Source organism: Vibrio sp. Vb1127 (assembly GCF_033338735.1).
Taxonomy (GTDB): domain Bacteria; phylum Pseudomonadota; class Gammaproteobacteria; order Enterobacterales; family Vibrionaceae; genus Vibrio; species Vibrio alginolyticus.
In genome coordinates, this window is record NZ_JAWOTF010000006.1 from 1 (window position 1) to 19,659 (window position 19,659).

The 19,659-nt window shown below is 46.9% G+C and carries 21 protein-coding genes, 1 rRNA gene and 1 riboswitch; of the genes, 14 read left to right on the top strand and 8 right to left on the bottom strand.

Going from position 1 to position 19,659, the window contains the following annotated elements:
- Together R7H07_RS10255 and R7H07_RS10260 are read right to left on the bottom strand one after the other, a co-directional pair.
- Nucleotides 1–75: ribosomal RNA gene (locus R7H07_RS10255) — 16S ribosomal RNA — on the bottom strand; the annotation flags it as partial.
- Nucleotides 76–615: 540 nt separating this feature from the next.
- On the bottom strand, nucleotides 616–1,140 hold the full coding sequence (locus R7H07_RS10260; protein WP_206959557.1) for a DUF3087 domain-containing protein: 525 nt from the start codon (nucleotides 1,138–1,140) through the stop codon (nucleotides 616–618).
- 158 nt (nucleotides 1,141–1,298) lie between these two features.
- Between R7H07_RS10260 and trmY the strand changes: the two genes are divergently transcribed.
- Nucleotides 1,299–1,898 (top strand): tRNA (pseudouridine(54)-N(1))-methyltransferase TrmY, encoded by a 600-nt coding sequence (gene trmY / locus R7H07_RS10265; RefSeq protein WP_138940961.1) that lies wholly within the window; start codon nucleotides 1,299–1,301, stop codon nucleotides 1,896–1,898.
- A gap of 77 nt (nucleotides 1,899–1,975) precedes the next feature.
- Here trmY and R7H07_RS10270 read toward each other — a convergent pair whose 3' ends face one another.
- Together R7H07_RS10270 and R7H07_RS10275 are read right to left on the bottom strand one after the other, a co-directional pair.
- Nucleotides 1,976–3,319 (bottom strand): TldD/PmbA family protein, encoded by a 1,344-nt coding sequence (locus R7H07_RS10270; RefSeq protein ID WP_206959555.1) that lies wholly within the window; start codon nucleotides 3,317–3,319, stop codon nucleotides 1,976–1,978.
- Nucleotides 3,319–4,704 carry a TldD/PmbA family protein gene (locus R7H07_RS10275; RefSeq protein WP_206959553.1) on the bottom strand — a complete coding sequence of 462 codons (1,386 nt, stop codon included), beginning with the start codon at nucleotides 4,702–4,704 and terminating at the stop codon, nucleotides 3,319–3,321. The genes R7H07_RS10270 and R7H07_RS10275 overlap by 1 nt, the downstream gene beginning before the upstream one ends.
- A 311-nt stretch (nucleotides 4,705–5,015) precedes the next feature.
- Nucleotides 5,016–5,123: riboswitch (TPP riboswitch) on the top strand.
- Between the two features lie 97 nt (nucleotides 5,124–5,220).
- Between R7H07_RS10275 and thiD the strand changes: the two genes are divergently transcribed.
- The 8 genes from thiD (at nucleotide 5,221) to R7H07_RS10315 (ending at nucleotide 11,753) form a co-directional block, all read left to right on the top strand.
- Nucleotides 5,221–6,078 carry a bifunctional hydroxymethylpyrimidine kinase/phosphomethylpyrimidine kinase gene (thiD, locus tag R7H07_RS10280; RefSeq protein ID WP_206959552.1) on the top strand — a complete coding sequence of 286 codons (858 nt, stop codon included), beginning with the start codon at nucleotides 5,221–5,223 and terminating at the stop codon, nucleotides 6,076–6,078.
- The gene (locus R7H07_RS10285; protein ID WP_206959551.1) at nucleotides 6,068–6,823 is read left to right on the top strand and encodes an ABC transporter ATP-binding protein; all 756 of its coding nucleotides are present in this window, start codon (nucleotides 6,068–6,070) and stop codon (nucleotides 6,821–6,823) included. The genes thiD and R7H07_RS10285 overlap by 11 nt, the downstream gene beginning before the upstream one ends.
- A complete protein-coding gene (locus R7H07_RS10290; RefSeq protein ID WP_005374292.1) occupies nucleotides 6,816–7,616 on the top strand; it encodes an ABC transporter permease in 801 nt (266 codons plus the stop codon). The genes R7H07_RS10285 and R7H07_RS10290 overlap by 8 nt, the downstream gene beginning before the upstream one ends.
- 47 nt (nucleotides 7,617–7,663) lie before the next feature.
- Nucleotides 7,664–8,614, top strand: coding sequence for an ABC transporter substrate-binding protein (locus tag R7H07_RS10295; protein WP_005374293.1), 951 nt, complete (start codon nucleotides 7,664–7,666; stop codon nucleotides 8,612–8,614).
- Nucleotides 8,615–8,668: 54 nt separating this feature from the next.
- Nucleotides 8,669–9,337, top strand: coding sequence for a thiaminase II (gene tenA / locus R7H07_RS10300; protein WP_005374294.1), 669 nt, complete (start codon nucleotides 8,669–8,671; stop codon nucleotides 9,335–9,337).
- Nucleotides 9,338–9,349: 12 nt separating this feature from the next.
- Nucleotides 9,350–10,141: a hydroxyethylthiazole kinase gene (thiM, locus tag R7H07_RS10305; protein ID WP_005374295.1), complete on the top strand. Its 792-nt coding sequence runs from the start codon at nucleotides 9,350–9,352 to the stop codon at nucleotides 10,139–10,141.
- 61 nt (nucleotides 10,142–10,202) lie between these two features.
- Nucleotides 10,203–10,817, top strand: coding sequence for a thiamine phosphate synthase (thiE, locus tag R7H07_RS10310; RefSeq protein WP_005374296.1), 615 nt, complete (start codon nucleotides 10,203–10,205; stop codon nucleotides 10,815–10,817).
- A gap of 210 nt (nucleotides 10,818–11,027) precedes the next feature.
- Nucleotides 11,028–11,753, top strand: a complete 726-nt coding sequence (locus R7H07_RS10315; RefSeq protein WP_005374297.1) for a phosphatase PAP2 family protein — start codon at nucleotides 11,028–11,030, stop codon at nucleotides 11,751–11,753.
- A gap of 70 nt (nucleotides 11,754–11,823) precedes the next feature.
- Here R7H07_RS10315 and R7H07_RS10320 read toward each other — a convergent pair whose 3' ends face one another.
- Together R7H07_RS10320 and R7H07_RS10325 are read right to left on the bottom strand one after the other, a co-directional pair.
- The gene (locus R7H07_RS10320) at nucleotides 11,824–14,271 is read right to left on the bottom strand and encodes a trimethylamine-N-oxide reductase 2 (protein ID WP_136976749.1); all 2,448 of its coding nucleotides are present in this window, start codon (nucleotides 14,269–14,271) and stop codon (nucleotides 11,824–11,826) included.
- Nucleotides 14,272–14,293: 22 nt separating this feature from the next.
- Nucleotides 14,294–15,388: a NapC/NirT family cytochrome c gene (locus R7H07_RS10325; RefSeq protein ID WP_206959550.1), complete on the bottom strand. Its 1,095-nt coding sequence runs from the start codon at nucleotides 15,386–15,388 to the stop codon at nucleotides 14,294–14,296.
- Between the two features lie 270 nt (nucleotides 15,389–15,658).
- Between R7H07_RS10325 and R7H07_RS10330 the strand changes: the two genes are divergently transcribed.
- From R7H07_RS10330 to R7H07_RS10350, 5 genes are all read left to right on the top strand, one after another.
- Complete coding sequence (locus tag R7H07_RS10330; RefSeq protein ID WP_005374306.1) at nucleotides 15,659–16,174, top strand: GNAT family N-acetyltransferase; 516 nt, start codon at nucleotides 15,659–15,661, stop codon at nucleotides 16,172–16,174.
- 9 nt (nucleotides 16,175–16,183) lie between these two features.
- A complete protein-coding gene (locus R7H07_RS10335; protein WP_136976751.1) occupies nucleotides 16,184–16,915 on the top strand; it encodes a glucose 1-dehydrogenase in 732 nt (243 codons plus the stop codon).
- 1 nt (nucleotide 16,916) lies between these two features.
- A complete protein-coding gene (locus R7H07_RS10340) occupies nucleotides 16,917–17,387 on the top strand; it encodes a GNAT family N-acetyltransferase (protein WP_025768770.1) in 471 nt (156 codons plus the stop codon).
- A 118-nt stretch (nucleotides 17,388–17,505) separates the two neighbouring features.
- The gene (locus R7H07_RS10345) at nucleotides 17,506–17,973 is read left to right on the top strand and encodes an HAD family hydrolase (RefSeq protein WP_136976752.1); all 468 of its coding nucleotides are present in this window, start codon (nucleotides 17,506–17,508) and stop codon (nucleotides 17,971–17,973) included.
- Nucleotides 17,974–18,006: 33 nt separating this feature from the next.
- A complete protein-coding gene (locus R7H07_RS10350; RefSeq protein WP_054575248.1) occupies nucleotides 18,007–18,534 on the top strand; it encodes a GNAT family N-acetyltransferase in 528 nt (175 codons plus the stop codon).
- Nucleotides 18,535–18,571: 37 nt separating this feature from the next.
- Here the strand turns inward: R7H07_RS10350 and R7H07_RS10355 are convergent, their stop codons facing one another.
- Together R7H07_RS10355 and R7H07_RS10360 are read right to left on the bottom strand one after the other, a co-directional pair.
- Complete coding sequence (locus R7H07_RS10355) at nucleotides 18,572–19,162, bottom strand: type II secretion system protein (protein ID WP_225455765.1); 591 nt, start codon at nucleotides 19,160–19,162, stop codon at nucleotides 18,572–18,574.
- A gap of 154 nt (nucleotides 19,163–19,316) precedes the next feature.
- Nucleotides 19,317–19,604 carry a hypothetical protein gene (locus tag R7H07_RS10360; protein ID WP_005374318.1) on the bottom strand — a complete coding sequence of 96 codons (288 nt, stop codon included), beginning with the start codon at nucleotides 19,602–19,604 and terminating at the stop codon, nucleotides 19,317–19,319.
- Nucleotides 19,605–19,659 lie beyond the last annotated feature (55 nt).

The following is a 19,659-nucleotide window of genomic DNA, read 5'->3' on the forward strand; positions in this document are numbered from 1 at the left end:
TCGTTTCCGCTCGACTTGCATGTGTTAGGCCTGCCGCCAGCGTTCAATCTGAGCCATGATCAAACTCTTCAATTTAAAGTTTTTGATTCCCTAAATAAATAGGGAGAGGCTCAATGAATACTGACTTCAAAACTACTAATGTAATTTTAAAGCTATTATCGTTCCAACAGAACGATAATGAATTGACTGTGCCAAGTCCGAAGACTTGATTGGTCACTTCGTTTCATTGAAACCTAATTTGATACCGCTTTCCGTTAAGAAAGAAATATCTAATTGGATTATCATCAACGAGTGCCCACACAGATTGATAGGTCTATATTGTTAAAGAGCTTGCTTCGTAAGCTTTGCTATCGAAGCGGAGGCGTATTCTAAGGAAATAATTTTCAGTGTCAAACACTTTTTTAAATTAATTTTTAGAAGTTTTTCTTTCGCCTTGTTGCCAACCGCTTTTACGTTTCCGCTTTGCCCTGACAACGGAGGCGCATTATAGGGAGATGATTTTTCTTGGCAACCCCTTTTCAGAAAAAAATTCAAAAAAAAGCGTCGAATGATTAAATCTCACTCAAACGCTTGTTTTTAGCACTCAGTTGTTAACCTCAAGTAGCAAATAAGCAATCAATATGTGTCTATCCACCCCTCTTCAAAGCTTGCAATATCAAGGTGCAGTGATTTGTCGACTTCGATTTGATCTATTGCCTCTAGTTCTTTATTTACACTACTCATCGTTAATGTGTTGTTGTCTAGCTCAAACACTTGGCGTTGCGTGGTGTAATAGAACTTAAGCGTAGTGAGCGCTTTTACATCGTCATTGCTCGCGGCTGCTTTAATGCTTTTTAGTTTACGAAAGATTTTGTTGTGCAGTTGCTTGAGTTTCCAAACGTACAGCACTTCTTCCATGTATGGTCGAGTTTTAATGTGATTCAATAAAGAGAGGGAAGTTGCAACTGCGAGAACGACACCAATCAAATTCCAATGGAAATTGCCCGTTGATTGTTCTGGTACGACTTCAGTGTTGCCAAACAAAACAATCAACAGGGTACTAAAGGCAAGAGAGGAGATGGCGAGCAACGCAACAAAACCGCCAATCACAAGGTTTACTTTCTTTTTATAAATGTCTTTATTTATCTGTTTGATTTCCATATACCGCTCCTAACAGGTTACCTCTATTTTAACCAGCGCACTCCGCACGACAATCGAAGCTTTGTAAGTAAGTTCACATTTGCTATTAAACTCGCATCCCTTCCCAGCTTGGGTATATACTTCCGCGCATTCACTCTTCCTATATAAAGGCTAAATTCATGCGCTCTTTTGTTTTACGAGCTCGCGCGGCGCCAACCACCAGCAAAGCACTGTTAGAAGGTGTTGGTAATGAAGCTCATACAGAGATTCTTGCTCATACCATGATGAACACTATGTTCGTTGCTCAATCACACCGTGAAGATGTGGTTGTTCACTTGGTTTTAGAAAGCACAAAAGATTTCTCACGCACCATTACTATTCGCTCTAACGACATCACCAACATTGGCGGCTTCCATGAGTCAACCTTAATTGCAGCAGTTGCTCGCGCTTTGGATACTTCGGTTGGTATGGGCAAAGAGCAACTTCGTGAAGTCGAACCTGGTATTACCGTTCGTACCGTCAGTTTTGAACGCCTAGTGCAAGAACTGGCAGAAGATCACCAACTATATATGTTGGATAAAAAAGGCGAATTTGTTCGTGATGCAGAAATCGGTGGAAACCCATGTTTCTTGCTAACTGACCATATTCCGATGCCGAAGAAGTCTTTTAACAGCTTGAAGCGCCTTGGCACAGAGAAAATCAGCTTAGGTCCTAAGATGCTTTTCGCTTCTCAGTGTGTGGTATTGATCCACAATGAGTTGGACATTCGCGAATTTTAATTCTCGCGAGTTAATCATTCGATAAAAGAAAGAGGACTCCATTGAGTCCTCTTTTTGTTTCTATAGTAATGCTAAGTTTACTTACCACCAATGCTCAAACGAGCAAAACGAACGTCTGGCGAGAAGAAAGTTCGGCTATCGTTAATTAGCTGAGTATCACCCACTGCCTCAACTTCTTGCAGCATCTTGTAGAAGTTACCCGCTACAGTGATACCACGCACTGGTTGAACGCGCTCACCATCACGGCACAAGAAGCCACTCGCACCAAATGAGAAATCACCACTCACTGCATCCGCACCAGAATGGACACCTTGAAGTTCGACTAACTCTAGGTACTCACCCGCTTTTACTTCTGACGCACTGCTGTTACCTGTCGCAATCACTTTGTGATTCGCTGATACGTCTAGGCTCGATTGTGCACCGCGAGCGGCACTTGCTGTCGAGACTGCGCCCAAGTAACTTGCGGTCTGGCTGTTGTGTAGCAAGGTTTTCAACTCACCATTAGCAATCATCACATTGTTTTGAGTAGCGAAGCCTTCACTATCAAAACTCGCGATTGCCATACCATTTGGCATGTAAGCCGTATCAGTAAAGGTAATCAAATCACTGGCAACACGTTGACCAAGCTTGTCACCCAGTGGCGTAATGCCTTTCATCGCGCTTACGCCAGAGAAAGCACTGCCGAAAGCACCGAATAAACTTGCTAGCGCATTGATGTGGAAGATAGCAGGGTAGTTACCCGTCGCAACCGGTGCGCCTTCAAGAAGATCGCGAGCAAGGTTGTAGCCACCCTCGATACAGTAAGCTGGATTCAACTCATCAAAACGGCGACCCAGTGACATTCTACCCGCCATTGACTGTTTGCCGTCTTTTTCAAACAAGGTATACGCGTAACAAGTGAACGAGCGCTCGAAGTGTTGACACAATGTGCCTTGAGTATTGGCAATGATCAGTTGTGTTTCACCATCGCTGTAACCATTGTAAGGTGCGCTAGAAGCGTGAGGCAGAGCCACTACGCCTTGCTCAAGAGCGAGAGACAGTTCGATTTTTTCGTCAACAGAAGTTGTATCTTCTTGCGCAATCTCAGCAACATCAGTCGCGATTTGACTGTTCACGCAACTAATCGTCTGATGTTCATCTTGCTTGGAAAAGCGAGCGCTTTGAAGTGCGTTGGTCAGCATCAAATCCAAGCTTGGTTGCTCTAACGACTCAGAATAGCTTGTTGCAACACGCGCATCTTTCACAACACGAACACCCAGAACTTGGCTTGAGCTTACTTTGTACTCATCCAGCTTTCCTTGGTTCGCTTTCAAAGAAAAGCTACTGTTACGGTTTACAATGACGTCCGCTTCTGCACCTTGGCGTTTTGCTTCTGATAGGACGTAATCAACCGCATTAAGAAGTTGTTGTTCTTGGCTCATTAGTTACCGCCTCCTACCAGAATGTTATCGACTTTCAGCGTTGGCTGACCGACAGTTGTTGGTACTGAACCACTCACGGAACCACACATGCCCGGCGCAAGCGCCATGTCTTTGCCGACCATGCTGATTTCTTTCAACACTTTTGGACCCGTGCTGATCAGCGTTGCTGTTTTCAGAGGCTTGGTGATTTTGCCATTTTCAATGAGGTAGGCTTCACGAACAGCAAAGTTAAACTCCCCCGTACCCGGTTGAACAGAGCCACCGCCCATCTTCTTCGCATAGATACCACGCTCGATGCCTGCCAGCATGTCATCAAGTGAATGCTCGCCTTCTTCGATAAAGGTATTACGCATACGCGAGGTTGGTGCAAACTTGTAGTTTTGACGACGACCAGAACCCGTAGGTTCGTAACCTGTCTTCATGCCACCCATTTTATCGACCATAAAGCTGGTTAGCTTACCGTCTTTGATCAATTGGGTGCGCTGAGTCTTCATGCCTTCGTCATCAACATGAATCGAGCCCCATTCGTTGGTCATGGTGCCATCATCGACTGCATTCACTGCGGTGTGAGCAACCATTTCGCCCATCTTGTCGTGGAAGACTGATGCTTTCTTCGCAACGGAAGTGGTTTCTAGCAAGTGACCACATGCTTCATGGAAGATAACGCCGCCAAAGCCGTTACCAATCACCACCGGCATTTCACCCGATGGACAAGCATCCGCGCCAAGTTTTACTAACGCTTGCTGCGCGATAGTTTGACCTAGCTCTTTGGCATCAAGCTGTTCACTGAATTCCCAACCAGCAAGAGCGCCAGGACCTTCCATACCAGAAGACTGCTCATTACCTTTTTGAGCGACAGTATTACCAGCAACTCGTATGTAGTGACGGGTATCGTCAACGTGTAGACCTTCTGAGTTGAAGATAGACACTTGCTGTTCACGCTGAAGAACGCTGCCAATAAACTGGCTGATATGTTCACTCTCAGCACGTGTGGCTTGGTCAACTTTCAATAGAAACGCGATTTTTGAATCTAGGTTAGCATCCTTGCTTAGCGGCATGCGGCAACCATGTTGGATTGGGTAGCGGTTCAAATTCAAAGAACCCGCTGACGCGATTTGCTCACGCTTGTCTTTTGCAGCAAGCAGCGAGGTTACGCGCTTTAGTTCGGCTTCATCTGTGCTGTTGGTGTAACCGTAAAGCACCTTATGACCGAAAAAAAGACGAATACCGATACCAAAATCGATACCCGAGTTAACCTTATCCACTTCACCAGATGCGATCTGGACAGTGTTGGTTTGGTGATGTTCAACGAATAGTTCAGCGAAATCAGCCCCCAAAAAGAGCGCATGATCGATCACTGACTTCGCTGTTACAGAATTAAGCATGAAGTCTCCTTGCTCGATGATCGTCTTAGCCATCCTAATTAACTGTGAAAAAGTTCAACAAAGTTAAATTGGCAACACGTTAAATTTTAACAGTTTTTTAACCTTGTTTTGTGCTAATCCTTGCTTAACGAGACCACGATTATTTATTAAATATTCCAGGTTCTGCTCATTCACCAGAGCGTTGCACTAGTAAATTCCACCCAGCAAACCATTTAGGTGCTTACTTTATCACTCACCTCGCATAATTGAATACTCATTATAATTACGCTCAAAAAACGTATCCCTTCCGCAATGGTCCTGCTATCATCCGAACGAAATAGTCGGGGGGCCACACGACAAGTGTTGGCTGAGATCGAAATTCGAGACCCGTTGAACCTGATTCAGTTAGCACTGACGTAGGGAACTATGCACACTTTGCCTTTCGTCGCCCCTCTTAGGTAAGCGATAGCGATCGAAAAATCGATCTATCTGCAACGGTCAAAGTCAGTTCCTATACGTCTTGTAGTAGGAGCGACCATGACGCAGCAATCACAACCTCATTCACATCAAACGCCAGCCTTGCCTACCCCTATCGTATTGACCATCGCGGGTTCAGACAGTGGTGGCGGTGCAGGTATTCAAGCCGACATCAAAGCGATGTCCGCAACCGGCAGTTTTGCTTGCTCGGTAATCACGGCGATTACTTCGCAAAATACCCAAGGCGTTTCTGCGATTTTCCCCATTCCTCTCGACCATGTAGAGAGCCAACTTGATGCAGTATTTACCGACCTCAACATCGTTGCAGTCAAAGTGGGCATGCTGGCCGATTCCAACATCATCAAAGTCGTTGCTGACAAAATTAAACAGTACCAGCCAAAACACCTCGTGATTGACCCTGTAATGGTGGCCACTAGCGGCGATCTATTATTGGAACAGTCGGCAATCAGCACTTTAAAAGAAGAATTGATTCCGCTCGCAGACATCATTACCCCTAACCTACCCGAAGGCGCAGCATTGACGGGTAAGCCAGTGCCTCAATCAGAGTCTGAAATGAACGATATGATTACCGACCTTCGTGCGCTTGGCGCCAAAGCTATTCTGCTCAAAGGCGGTCACCTTGAAGAAAATGAAAACAGCAACGATCTGCTTATCATGCAAGACAGTGCCGAGTTAATTAGCGCCAAGCGATTTCCAACCAAAAACACCCATGGCACAGGCTGCACGCTGTCTTCTGCCATCGCATCTTATCTTGGACAAGGCAACAATCTGCACAAAGCGGTGCACCTTGGTAAGCAGTACATCAGCCAAGCTATCGCGCACGCTGATGAATTGGATGTCGGTAAAGGTCACGGCCCTGTGAACCACTTTTTTGCGGGTCATACTTATGTTCGCTAACGCGATTGGCATTCAGCTTTCCGATGCTAGCCTGCGATACAAAGATAGCCAAACACCGACTTTAGCAGGAATGAACATGACCATTCCCGTCGGTAAATGGACGGTATTACTCGGACGAAGTGGCTGCGGGAAAACCACAATATTGCGTTACTTAGCTGGCCTGCTGGATGACCAAGTTGACTGGCATGGCGAACTCATCACAACGGATGGCGCTGCACTGCATGACCGTATCGCTTACATGGCTCAGCAGGATTTATTGCTACCGTGGTTGAATGTGTTAGACAACGTCTGCCTCAGTTCTCGATTTTCTCAAGAGCAAGCACCAGAACAAAATAAACAACGTGCACTGACTTTACTCAGCCAAGTGGGACTCGCCGATTACCCGGATGCTAAGCCAGCTCAGCTCTCTGGCGGCATGAGACAGCGTGTTGCCCTTGCTCGCACTCTGATGCAAGACAAACCTCTAGTTCTGATGGATGAGCCTTTCTCTGCACTGGACGCGGTTACTCGCCATAAGTTGCAAACCTTGTCTGCCGAATTACTGAAAGACAAGACGGTTGTTCTTATTACCCACGACCCACAAGAAGCGGTGCGATTAGCTCACCAACTCTATGTGTTGCAAGGCACACCTGCGCAAGCTCAGCACTTGGTCGTTCCAGACTCCAAGCCGCCACGAGTTCTCGATGGAGAGTGCGCAGCGCTACAACAGGCGATTTTGGATCAATTGGAGAAAGACTATGAGTGATATGACTCAGTACAACTCCGTTTCGGCACGTATTAGTAAAAAAGAACGCGTGACCCATCCGGCTCTCCGTTTGGTCATCAGCACGGCGGTGATCTTGGGATTGTGGCAGTTGGTCGTGGTGATATTCGATATGCCAAGCTTCATCTTACCTTCACCAATTGAAGTGCTGGATAGATTGGTCACTCGTTACGATGTCCTGCTCAAACATACTTGGGTTACTGCGCAAGAGATCTTACTTGGTTTGGCGCTTGGATTATCGATGGGTTTGCTGTTCGCATTGCAAATGCTGATGTTCGAGCCGCTGAAGCGTTGGTTACTGCCTATTCTGATTGCTAGCCAAGCGATCCCTGTGTTCGCCATCGCGCCAGTACTCATGCTTTGGCTGGGTTACGGCATTGCATCGAAAGTCGTCATGGCGGCGATCATCATCTTTTTCCCCGTCACCACATGTTGCTACGACGGCTTACGTAATACACCAACAGGTTACCTCGACCTTGCCAAGACCATGGGCGCGTCTAAATGGCAGTTACTTCGTCATATTCAATTGCCAGCCGCCCTACCAACTTTAGCCTCAGGCATTCGTGTTGCCGTCGTTATTGCGCCGATTGGAGCAGTGGTCGGTGAGTGGGTAGGTTCAAGTGAAGGCTTGGGTTATCTGATGCTCCAAGCTAATGCTCGCATGATCATTGATGAGATGTTTGCGGCGCTGTTTATCCTAGCCGTGCTGTCTATCTCACTCTACTTCATCACCGATAAATTATTGAAAAAAGCCATCCCTTGGGAAAGCAAATAATTACAGAAAATAACCAAAGAAAATTGGGAAAGAAAAGGAAGAACCCCGTGAATAAAAACAAACTTATGAGCGCTGCTGCTCTACTCGCTTCAGTGGTATCAACCAATGTGCTTGCAGCAGAAAAAGAGATGACACTGATGTTGGATTGGTTCGTCAACCCAAATCATGGTCCTATCGTGATTGCCAAAGAGCGTGGTTACTTCAAAGAACAAGGTTTGAAGGTCAACATTCAAGAGCCGGCAGATCCAAGCACGCCACCTAAGTTGGTCGCGGCGGGTAAAGTCGACATGGCGATTTCTTACCAACCAAGCCTAACTATCGATGTCGCGGCGGGTTTGCCACTAATCCGCTCTGCGACTTTGATTGCTACGCCACTCAACACGTTGATGGTGCTGGATAACGGTAAGAATGAAAACCTTGGCGACTTGAAAGGCAAGAAGATCGGTATTGCGATCGCAGGCAACGAAGAAGCGACAATCGGCACCATGCTAGCGCAAGAAAACGTGAAGTTTTCTGACGTACAAATCATCAACGTAGGTTGGGCGCTGTCTTCGTCTCTTGCGTCTGGCAAGGTGGATGCGATTTGGGGCGGTCTACGTAACTTCGAAACCAACCAACTGGCACTAGAAGGTTATAAAGCTAAGGCCTTCTTCCCTGAAGAACACGGCGTGCCAGCGTATGACGAGTTAGTCTTCGTAGCCAATGCAAAAAACTACGACAAAGAAGCCATCAAGGCATTCAACAAAGCACTAGAGCAAGCGACCACTTACATCGTTAACCATCCAAAAGAGTCGTGGAAAGAGTTCGTGGCTTATTCACCAGACACGCTCAACAACGAGCTTAACCAACGCGCTTGGAACGACACGCTAACTCGTTTCGCTCTTCGTCCATCCGCAGTAGATCTGAAACGCTACGATGATTATGCGCAGTTCATGTATTCACAAAACATCATCGAAACACTGCCAAAAGCGAAAGATTACGTACCGAGCTTTGACTAATTCTACTGACCTTAGGATCTAAGCCTAGGGTCTTTTGATAACGAGATACTCATAATGAAATACCAAGATTTGATCGACGCTTGCCGCCAAGATTGGCAAGAATACACTGAGCATGCTTTCGTGCAGCAATTGGCGCAAGGCACTCTGGCTCAGCCTTGTTTTCTGCATTACCTAAAGCAGGATTTTCTTTTCCTAAAGCAGTACGCACGAGCTTACGCATTAGCGATCTACAAAGCACGTACTTTGGATGACATGCGCCGTGCCCTACCAAGCGTACACGCATTGCTCGATTCTGAAATCGCCCACCACGTGACTTACTGTGAGCAATGGGGACTGACAGAATCCGACTTAGAAAACGAGCCAGAAGATTTCGGCACTGTGGCTTACACCCGTTACGTATTAGATGCTGGCATGACGGGCGATCTTGTTGATCTATACGCGGCACTAGCGCCATGCTCCATCGGTTATGCCGTAATCGGTAAGGTGCTGATTGAAGATGAAAAGACCGTAATCGAAGGCAACCCATATGCAAGTTGGATCAACCTCTACGGTGGTGAGGAATTCCAATCTGGTGTCGCAAAAGGGGCAGAACACTTTAATCAGTTGCTAGCAGAAATTGATATCAACAGCCAGCGCGGTCAAAACCTGATTCAGGTATTCAAAACCGCAACGCGTATGGAAGTAGCATTCTGGCAACAAGGTCTGAACGCTCAGCAAGATTAATCGGAGAGTCTCATGTTAATTGAACAAATCACCCAAGCATTAACCGCAGTACGCCAGCAAAAGCCGTTAGTCGTCAACATCACTAACTACGTGGTGATGAATAACACAGCAAACGCACTATTAGCGATCGGCGCTTCTCCAATCATGGCGCACTCCAAACAAGAGATGGCAGAGATGATGTCGTTCGCTGGCGCACTGGTTATCAACATCGGTACCCTAGACAGCGTTTGGACACCGCGCATGAGCTATGCCGTAGAGCAAGCCAATGCCAACGGTAAAATCGTTGTACTCGACCCTGTCGGTTGCGGAGCAAGCTCACTACGTACCGAGACATCACGTGAGATCGCACGCCTTGCCGACAAGTTGATCATTCGTGGTAACGCCTCAGAAATCATCGGTCTCGCTGGCGAACAAGCACAAAGCAAAGGCGTCGATGCGTTAGACAGCAGCGACGCAGCACTTGGCGCAGCGAACTTCTTAGTTTCAGAGTATGGTGCAAGTGTGGTGATTTCTGGCGAGACTGATTACATCATCACGAAAGAGCAAACTGTGCAGCTAAACAACGGTCACGAGATGATGCCATACGTAACCGGAATGGGCTGCACACTAACGGCACTGACGGGTGCTTTCGCTGCTGTTGGTGATCACTCCGGACTTGCTGCCGCGGCGGTACTGGGCGTTGTGGGTGAAATTGCGGCTGAGCAAGCGCGAGGGCCAGGCAGTCTGCAAATGAACCTGTTGGATGAGCTTTACCAACTGGATGAAGAAACACTGGCAAAACGCCTAAAACTCCAAGTGAGTTAAGCTTTCTCTAACAAATACCGGCCTCTCACTCCCTGTAGATGAGAGGCCCAAAGGAAACAAAATGAACGCCTATCGTTTATATTTGGTCACCGATGACCAACAAGATTTAGCCACACTAAAGCGTGTTGTGAGAAAAGCCGTGGAAGGTGGCGTGACCATGGTACAAGTCCGCGAAAAACACGGCGATGTGCGTGCGTTTATCGAACGTGCTCAAGCCGTGAAAGACATCCTTAAAGATACCAATGTGCCTTTGATCATCAATGACCGCGTTGATGTTGCACTGGCAGTTGATGCCGATGGGGTTCACCTCGGGCAATCAGACATGCCCGCAACTATCGCTCGTGAGTTGATTGGACCAAACAAAATCCTCGGCTTATCCATCGAAAATGAAGAGCAGCTTGCAGAAGCGGACTCTCTTCCGATTGATTACATCGGCTTGAGCGCAATCTTCGCGACGCCGACCAAAACCAACACCAAGAAGTTCTGGGGTATTGATGGCTTGAAGATGGCGTTAGAGACGACTTCACTGCCGATTGTTGCCATTGGCGGCATTAACGAAAGTAACATTCCGCAACTCAGCGCCACTGGTGTTCATGGCTTAGCTTTGGTTTCAGCGATTTGCCACGCAGAAGATCCAAAAGCCGCATCGGAATATTTATTAGGGTTGATGAGCTAACCTTGCTCACGCCTGAACAAAGCGCTTATGGATGAGCGCGTTTGCCTTTCAGTACTTTCAACAACCTCTCCTTTCACAACGAAGAGCTGCAATGTCACTTTCACGCTCGAATTGACAGAGCGTTGATAAGTTTTTCACGCCAGATAACGTAAGATAAGCCCCTTATTTTCACGTGGTTGAATAACCCTCAATAAAAACAAAACGCTCTCAATGAAAACCAAAAAATATGGATTGATGATGCTCGCCTTGTTTGTTCTTGGCATCATCCCAATGTCGCTGTTTGGCTCTTATCACAATCTCACTTCACAGGTGCCGGAAAGTCTGGGTATTACTTTTACTTTGCTCACAGATTCTGCTGGTAGCAAAGGCTTTTTAATTACGTTAACACTGCTACTGCTTTCTTTATTTCGCTTTAAACCAAGTCGCATTGAGTGGATACAAAAACTCTCAATGTTAGGGTTGTTACTGGTGATTGGTTTTGCCAGCAAAACGGGGCTAAAACTGATGACAGAAAGCCCGCGTCCCTACACGGAATTGCTCGCAGCAGAACAATTGATTGAGCACCCAGACGCGTTTTATCAGTTGGATACAAAGCAGCAAGCCAACGTAATTAACCAGATTTCTGAACACGTCAGTGATTGGCGAACACGCCATTGGCAAGGCGAGAAAGACTATTCTTTCCCATCCGGCCATACGATTTTCGTTTCGATTTGTTTGGCTTTCTTTGGCGGGTTGTTCTTACAGAACAAGTGCTATATCTCTGCACTGTCATTATGGATGTGGGGAATGAGCGTCGCATATAGCCGCTTATGGCTGGGGATGCATCGCCCTGAAGATTTAATAGGCTCAGTCTTGTTTGTCGCGATTGTATTTACTTTACTCCCGACATTTCAAATTAAGAAACAGATGCCATTTGTTTCTCTCGCTTCGCGCTAATGTGAACGATTACTAGATAAAAAAGAAGCCAGCGATTCGCTGGCTTCTTGCTTTAAAACGCTACTTTTTTCTAACCATTTCTTGGTGGTTCAAACGCTGTTAGTTCTAATTCTGGGCCAGTGTATTTTTCAATACGAACCAGCGCCGAGTTCGCCGCACAGCCGTTTGCAAGTCGAGAGGTCGGAATATCCAACGTTAACACGTTACAACCGCCGTTCTTACAAATGCCGGTTTTCGGATCCAGATCCGGCCAGCCGCCTTCATGAATACACACTGAACCTTGCTTGATTCGGTCAGTCACTTCTGCACCAACCAATACTTGGCCACGGTTGTTAAACGCACGAACTAAATCGCCCGTTTTAATACCACGCGCTTTCGCATCTTCAGGGTGAATCCAAATAGGTTCACGGTTTGCAATTGCGTACTCTTCGCGAATCTTCGCGTAGTTAAACTGGCTGTGTAGACGATGCGCTGCGTGCGCGGTCATTAGCTGCAACTCGCCGTCTTTTGCATTGCCAGTGTACTCGGTTGGTGCCATCCACGTTGGGTGTGGAGGACAGTCTTCCAACTGATAACCTTCAATGGTTTTCGAGAAGATTTCGATCTTACCACTTGGTGTACCGAGTGGATTCATGATCGGGTCTTCACGGAAATCTGCGTAACGAACAAACTGTGCGTTCTTCTCGTTCCACTTCATCTCGATCAGTTGGTTATCTTCCCAGAACTTGCTGAAGTTCGGCATTGCTACGCGAGAGCCACGGCCACCTTGTTGCGCCGCCTTGTAGAAGCCGTACAGCCATTCCATTTCAGTTTTGCCTTCGGTGTATACGTCACGGCCACCCGGAGCTAGCATCTCGGCCATGTCCGCGAATACATCGAAGTCATTACGCGCTTCACCTTGCGGCTCAACCACTTGCTTCATTGGCACCAAGTGTTGGTTACTGTAGTCACCCGTCATCGTTAAGTCGTTACGCTCGAACGATGTGGTGATTGGCAGAACAATGTCCGCGTGCTTCGCAGCCGCCGTCCAGTAAGGCTCTGAAATCACGATCAGCTCAGGCTTTTGCCACGCTTTGATCAGACGGTTGGTGTCTTGGTGGTGAGTAAAGTTCGCACCACCTGCCCACCAAATCATCTTGATGTCCGGGAACGTCAGTTCATGACCGTTATGATGGTAGGATTGACCTGGGTTTTCCAACGCCTCGACAATACGCGCCACAGGGAAGCTTTGCACCGCGCCAGACACCGCCCAGTCGTTCCCCGCAGAAGAGCCGCCACCCAGCGATGCCGAAATCGCAGGAAGTACGCCAGCATCACGAGCAGGGTTACCACCGTTTGAGTAGTGGTAAGAGAAACCAAAACCACCGCCCGGTAAACCGATCTGACCCAACATCGTTGCCAGTGTAACCAGCATCCAGTGACGCTGCTCACCGTATTGTTGGCGCTGCATGCCCCAACCCGCCATCAGCATGGTGCGGTTTTTACTGAAGATGTCAGCCAGTAGCTCAAGTTGCTTCGCAGGTACGCCACAGATTTGTGATGCCCATTCTGCTGATTTTTCTACGCCGTCTTCTTCGCCCATCAGGTACGCTTCAAACTTGTCGTAACCTGCGGTGTATTTATCGAGGAAGGCTTTATCGTGCTTACCTTGTTTCACCAAGGTGTGTGCGATACCCATCATCATTGCCACGTCGGTCATTGGGTGAGGAGCAATCCACTCCGCATTCTCGCCAAAGAACTCGATGGTTTCAGAACGAATTGGGTCAATCGCAATAACCGTCTTGCCTGATTTTTTCAATTGATGGAAGAATTCAAGACCAGCACAGTCTGTTGAGCTCCACGCGATTTTTAGAGTGTTGATTGGGTTTAAGCCCCAAAGCACAACCACATCGCTGTGCTCTAATACCACTGGGTACGTGGTTTGTTGCTCGTACACTTCGATAGAGCCCACAACGTGCGGCATGATGATCTGCGCAGCACCCGTTGAGTAGTCACCCAAGTGGCCTGAATAGCCACCCGCCATGCTCATGTAACGTTGCAGCAAGGTTTGTGCTTTGTGCAGCACGCCACTTGAACGCCAGCCGTAAGAGCCTGCAAACACAGAAGCCGGGCCATATTCTTTGCGAATTCGCATGTGCTGTTCGTGGATCAGCTTGTAAGCCTCATCCCAAGACACACGCACAAACTCATCACTACCGCGCACACCTTCTGGCGACGATGGGTTTGCCAAGTAGCCTTTACGTACCACTGGGTACTTCACACGCGCCTTGGTATGCACTTGGTCAGGACCGGTGCTTTGTAGGCTGTTTGGTACCGTTTGTGGCAATGCGTTCGTGGTTGAAACCAGCTTACCGTCTTGCACTTCACACAGCATTGGGCCCATGCGGCCCGCTGTCAAAATGCCCTTGCCACGCTGGTTTGAAGACGCAACAGACATAGGTGCAAATGAAGTGAATGCCATTGCACCAGCCGCCATACCAGTGCCTTTTAGAAATCCGCGACGGGTCATATTAGTCATAATCTTATCCTTCTATTTATCGTTAGTGACCAACCACATCTTTCGCGTGGTGCTGGAAGAACTTGGTTAGAATTTCTAGGTTCTCGGCTGAAATATCAGTTCGATCACCCATACTTTTCGCTACCGGTCCCCATGCATTCACTGTGAAGTGATTTGAAGGAATTTTCGCGTGACAAGTTGCACAGTAAACGTTGTCCAACTCTTCTGCGTATGACCATACGGGTTCAAGCGTGTCTACAACTGGAGAATCAATAGCACCTGTTAGAGAAACCGCGCGCCATTCGTTGCCGTAAACATCTGCCTCAAATTCACCAGTTTCAAGCGCTTGTTGGCCTTGCTCTGTTAGCGTTGCAACGATGGCACGTTGACCTTCTCCCATGTAAAGCACTTGCTCTGCGCCTTTCATTTGGAATGCGTTCAACTTAACAGTGCGGTTGTCGCCTTCAGAGCTGATTACTTCCAACTTCGTCGTTGGGTTAATTTTACCCATCTCACCCATTGTGATTTCAGTCACAGGGTAAACGACTTTGGCACCAGGTGATGTTTTTGTGGTGAAGCTCATCAACGTTTCAAATGCCTTGCTGTCTAGCTCTGCTTCTGGTGCAAAGTGCGCCACACCTTTATGACAATCGATACACGTTTGAGCGTTTGCTTTCGCGTAAGCGTGCATCTTCGCCGCATCACGTGATTGCTCAAACTCTTCCATTGCATCGAAATCATGACACGAACGACACGTCGCTGAATCATTTTCACGGAACTGAGCCCATACCGTTTCAGCCATATCTTTACGATGTGCTTCATATTTCTCTGGCGTGTCGATCTTACCTGTCACAAATTCATGGTAGATGTCTTTCGACGCGCGAATTTTGGTGATCAGGTAATCCATTGGTTCTTGAGGAATATGACAGTCAGAACATTCCGCGCGAATGCCTTTCGCATTACTGAAGTGCACTGAGCCTTGGTACTCTTTGTAAGGGGTTTCCATAGAGTGGCACGAGAGACAAAATTCAGTATCTGAGGTGTAATGCATTACTGCCGCACTCCCCCCCAAAGTTAACCAGCCCACACCAATGCCGGCAGCAACCAGCAGTGCAACATATTGTTTTTTTATTGACATAATTAGCAACACTTCCAAATAAAATGTAATTATAGGTCGCAAATTACTACTTTATGGGTAGTCCTCTCTTGATCCACATCATTTCCGTGTTGCTCTGTATGCCTCAAGTATGAAATTTTGTTATTTGCATCTCAAAGATGAATATATGGCAATAATCCATTACCCAGCCAACCATTCACCACATAAATCACTTTTATGAATGCAACTATTTGATTAAACAGATAAGAGGATGAGAGACTGAATCTCCACATTGATGCAGTAAGGACACGCATGTCAGTTTATATCGAGACGCACAGAAGCCAATTAAGACCCATCAAAGCCAGTGACTGGGAACTCTTTCAACGATTACTCTCCGAACAAGAGGTTATTGCACTCTGTTTCGATCGTCCCAGCGAAACAGAAATAAGAGAAAAATTTGCTTCGCGATTATTACCATGGACCCCAAATTGCCAGCATTGGCTTTGCCTTGTAATACTCGATAAGCAATCTGAGCAACCCATCGGCATCACTGGCTTTGCTATTGAAAACGGTAAGGCAGAGGTAGGTTACTTACTTTTGCCGGAATTTCATGGCCAACAGTTTGGAACAGAAACTCTTCAAGCGCTTCTATACTGGGCAACCTCGACACATAACATCAACCACTTTTCCGCGACGGTCACTGAAGGCAATATTGCATCAGAGCGTGTCCTGATAAAATGTGGTTTCGAACTCATTGAGGTCATTCCAGACGCATACCAAATTGGTGGCAAACCCTACGCCGATAAAATCTACTCACTACATAAATAAGGACGTATTTTGAATAAAGTAGTCATCATTACCGGCGCAAGCCGAGGCATTGGAGCCGCAGCGGCAAAAAAGCTGGCCGAGCAAGGCTATCGCGTTTGCGTTAATTACCGCACTCAGCAAGAGGCCGCCGACCAAGTTGTGGCAGAAATACAAGCAAACGGTGGAAAAGCGATTGCCATCGCCGCAGACGTAGCCGATGAGAAGCAAGTGCTCTCCTTGTTTGATGAAACAGAACGTGAATTTGGTGCAGTGACGCACTTGGTCAACAACGTTGGCATCCTATTTACTCAATCGCCTTTGTCAGAAATCAGCTTGGAACGCTTTCAGAAAGTAATGAACACCAATGTGAATAGCTGTTTTCTCTGCTGTCGAGAAGCGGCGAGGCGATTCAGTGCAGGCGGTGCAATTGTGAATGTCTCCTCTGGAGCGTCGCGCTCAGGCGCGCCATTTGAGTATGTCGATTACGCCACATCAAAAGGCGCGATGGATACCTTAACTAAAGGGCTCTCGCTAGAGTTGGCAGAGCGCAATATTCGCGTCAATGGCGTTCGACCTGGTTTCATTTACACTGATATGCATGCCGACGGCGGAGAACCAAACCGAGTAGATAGACTCAGCCCTCAAATTCCTCTTAAACGCGGTGGCACGGTAGAAGAAGTGGCAAATGCGATCGCTTGGCTATTAAGTGACGAAGCCTCTTATATCACAGGATCATTTATCGATATTGCAGGGGGCAGATAGAATGCAAGTCCATATCCGACAAGCGATTCCCGATGATTTAGACGAAATTTTTCAGCTTAATTTTCAAATTAATTCACTGCATTTTGCGAATGCGCCAGAAGCCTTTGTTGCGCCATCAGAAGCTGACCGTGAATTTCTTGCACAAGCACTAGAGAACAAAGAGCGACTCTTTTTGATTGCCGAACGCGAACAGCAAATTCTCGGCTTCTTAACCGCGATGATCACCCAAAACGACACCGTCAGTTTTCTGATCAAAGACCCAATTTGTCGCGTGGGAACAATTGTTGTCGATGAAGCGCAAAAGCAGCAAGGAATCGGCCGCCAACTGCTCCTAGCCTGTGAGCAATGGGCGCGCGACGCCAATGCCACACAAATTCGATTGGAAGTGATGGAATTCAATCAGCCAGCACAGCGCTTTTACGATAATCAAGGTTTTAAAACTAACTCACGCATTATGCTGAAACATTTGTAACGATAACGACAATTAAGCGCTTTTCACGACTAAACCCACCTAAATCGTATTTATCGATGCAATTTACCCCCTAATTTTAGAAAAAGACGATATGATGTGCGGATAAGGAGATTCGAACATGATTTATCTTTTCGATTGGGGGAACACCTTGATGGTAGATTTCCCTGAGGCACAAGGAAAAATGTGCGATTGGGAACACGTAGAAGCAGTTCCTCAAGCCAGAGAAACACTGGCAATACTTTCCCAAAATCATCCCATCTACATTGCGACCAGTGCATCTGATTCCAACATGGAAGAGGTTCAGCGTGCATTTGTTCGCGTCGACTTAGACCAATACTTAAATGGCTATTTTTGTTTTGCCAACCTCGGCATCGCTAAAAACCAACCTGAGTTTTATCTCGCCATCGCAAAACAGTTAGGGGTTAACGTGAGTGGAATAACCATGGTTGGCGATTTACCTCACAAAGATATTTACCCTACGATGAAAGCGGGCGTAAACACAATTTGGTTTAACCCAACGGGCGCTGATGCACCAGCCGAAGCCATTCCTAACCAAATTCGTTGTTTATCTGAGCTTATCCCCTAACCGTTACTAACCTGCACTAATCAAGGAAGATGAATGCAAATCAGATCCATCAAGGTGAGCGATATCGCTCGCTTCACCGCGCTGTGGAATCGAGTGTACTCCGAAGGGGAATTTTTGATTTCTCCTGCACCCGATAACGCAACGCTTCGCAGAATCCTGCAACGTGTGGAAAACGAGTCCATCCCTCAGTTTGTCGCGTTTGACCGCCAAAAACTTATCGGTAGTGTTGAAATCTACCCAGCTGAGATGTGCGGTTACGAAAGAGAGCAACGCCTTCGCGTCGGTATTCTTGGTATTCACATCGACAAAAACTACCGAGGCAAAGGATTGGGGCGAAAACTGTTGGCTGTCGCGATCGCACGTGGTTGGGAATTTGGTTACGACCAAATCGCACTCTACGTATACAAAACCAACACACCAGCGATTGCTTTGTATGAACGGTTTGGATTTGAACATCAGGGGGAACTTGGGGAAGTGACCTTGCCAAATGGTAAAGTCTTGATGAGTCAAAAAATGATATTGTATAAAGCGCAAAGCCGTTCGAAAAGCCCAGATTTGTAGACTCACGATAACCGTTGTTCGCAACACTTATTCGGGGTTAACACCCTTGCGTCACATGCCCTCGAACAATTGAATCGTTAGAGGCTTGATTCACGTAGTAGAAATAGCATGCCTCTTCTGCCAGTGTGTAACCTTGCGGCCAAATGTACACCACGCGATCAACACCCGATTTATCTAAGAACTGATAATCAGGAATAGCGACAAAATGAGCACTGTTTGGGTGCTGCTGACCGATGATGCAAAAATCACTGCCTTTGCACGGCACGTCAATTTTCGAATAACCTCTGGCTGGTAGATCGATTTCTAACAAAGCTCGAATACTATCGGCACTCGCTTCTGGCATGCCTTTGCGTGTTTTGACATGTCGGTCAATGTAGTGAACGTGCTCTTGGCCGTAAGCGTTATCAATCACTGATTGAGCATGAAAGAATTTGAGAGCCGTACCCAAAGAAGACTGAGAACTGTGCAGCATCGCAGCGTATGCTTGGCGATGAATATCGAGTAATACTGGTAAAGCAGCTAATGCGATGAAAGCCAAAGTGGTAAGCACTATGGTGATTTCCATCAGCGTAAATCCCTTTGATTTCACGTTTCTTATCTCAACTAGCCCAAGACAATAGCCCCACATCCATGTGAGACCGAGCCAATATATCGCCAATTTCTTACGATTAAAGGCTTAAGGGGTAAGAAGAGACAAACACCACTCAAACTTGAGAACAGCAGCCAAAGAGCAGTGTAACAAAACGACGCTATGTGTCAGATATTAGACGGTTTTTTACTCTCTAGTTACTGAGTAAAGGCACATTATTTCGCACCAGACCACGACGAACATTCGTGCACATTTTGCCAAAACGACGAATCTCATCGAACTGCGGAACAATGCCGCGCTCCATGGCTGACTCCCAATAAGTGACTTCTGAATCGACCATTTCCAACAATTTCTTCGGACAGCCAATGCACTGCCCTTCTGGTCCACATACAAACGTTTCTGGTTCATAAATTGGTAGTTCCGCTTTTACTTGCTCGATGATGCTACGCATGGCGGTCATTCGATCTGGCTTTACCTTCATCATTCTGCTCCACGGATTAAGATGAAGCAGATTGTACCCACTGATACGCAAATGT

Excerpts from the sequence above, each read along its gene's own strand:
- R7H07_RS10260 (WP_206959557.1), bottom strand. The coding sequence starts at position 1,140 with ATGGAAATCAAACAGATAAATAAAGACATTTATAAAAAGAAAGTAAAC.
- trmY (WP_138940961.1), top strand. The coding sequence starts at position 1,299 with ATGCGCTCTTTTGTTTTACGAGCTCGCGCGGCGCCAACCACCAGCAAA.
- R7H07_RS10270 (WP_206959555.1), bottom strand. The coding sequence starts at position 3,319 with ATGAGCCAAGAACAACAACTTCTTAATGCGGTTGATTACGTCCTATCA.
- R7H07_RS10275 (WP_206959553.1), bottom strand. The coding sequence starts at position 4,704 with ATGCTTAATTCTGTAACAGCGAAGTCAGTGATCGATCATGCGCTCTTT.
- thiD (WP_206959552.1), top strand. The coding sequence starts at position 5,221 with ATGACGCAGCAATCACAACCTCATTCACATCAAACGCCAGCCTTGCCT.
- R7H07_RS10285 (WP_206959551.1), top strand. The coding sequence starts at position 6,068 with ATGTTCGCTAACGCGATTGGCATTCAGCTTTCCGATGCTAGCCTGCGA.
- R7H07_RS10290 (WP_005374292.1), top strand. The coding sequence starts at position 6,816 with ATGAGTGATATGACTCAGTACAACTCCGTTTCGGCACGTATTAGTAAA.
- tenA (WP_005374294.1), top strand. The coding sequence starts at position 8,669 with ATGAAATACCAAGATTTGATCGACGCTTGCCGCCAAGATTGGCAAGAA.
- thiM (WP_005374295.1), top strand. The coding sequence starts at position 9,350 with ATGTTAATTGAACAAATCACCCAAGCATTAACCGCAGTACGCCAGCAA.
- thiE (WP_005374296.1), top strand. The coding sequence starts at position 10,203 with ATGAACGCCTATCGTTTATATTTGGTCACCGATGACCAACAAGATTTA.
- R7H07_RS10315 (WP_005374297.1), top strand. The coding sequence starts at position 11,028 with ATGAAAACCAAAAAATATGGATTGATGATGCTCGCCTTGTTTGTTCTT.
- R7H07_RS10320 (WP_136976749.1), bottom strand. The coding sequence starts at position 14,271 with ATGACTAATATGACCCGTCGCGGATTTCTAAAAGGCACTGGTATGGCG.
- R7H07_RS10325 (WP_206959550.1), bottom strand. The coding sequence starts at position 15,388 with ATGTCAATAAAAAAACAATATGTTGCACTGCTGGTTGCTGCCGGCATT.
- R7H07_RS10330 (WP_005374306.1), top strand. The coding sequence starts at position 15,659 with ATGTCAGTTTATATCGAGACGCACAGAAGCCAATTAAGACCCATCAAA.
- R7H07_RS10340 (WP_025768770.1), top strand. The coding sequence starts at position 16,917 with ATGCAAGTCCATATCCGACAAGCGATTCCCGATGATTTAGACGAAATT.
- R7H07_RS10345 (WP_136976752.1), top strand. The coding sequence starts at position 17,506 with ATGATTTATCTTTTCGATTGGGGGAACACCTTGATGGTAGATTTCCCT.
- R7H07_RS10350 (WP_054575248.1), top strand. The coding sequence starts at position 18,007 with ATGCAAATCAGATCCATCAAGGTGAGCGATATCGCTCGCTTCACCGCG.
- R7H07_RS10355 (WP_225455765.1), bottom strand. The coding sequence starts at position 19,162 with ATGTGGGGCTATTGTCTTGGGCTAGTTGAGATAAGAAACGTGAAATCA.
- R7H07_RS10360 (WP_005374318.1), bottom strand. The coding sequence starts at position 19,604 with ATGAAGGTAAAGCCAGATCGAATGACCGCCATGCGTAGCATCATCGAG.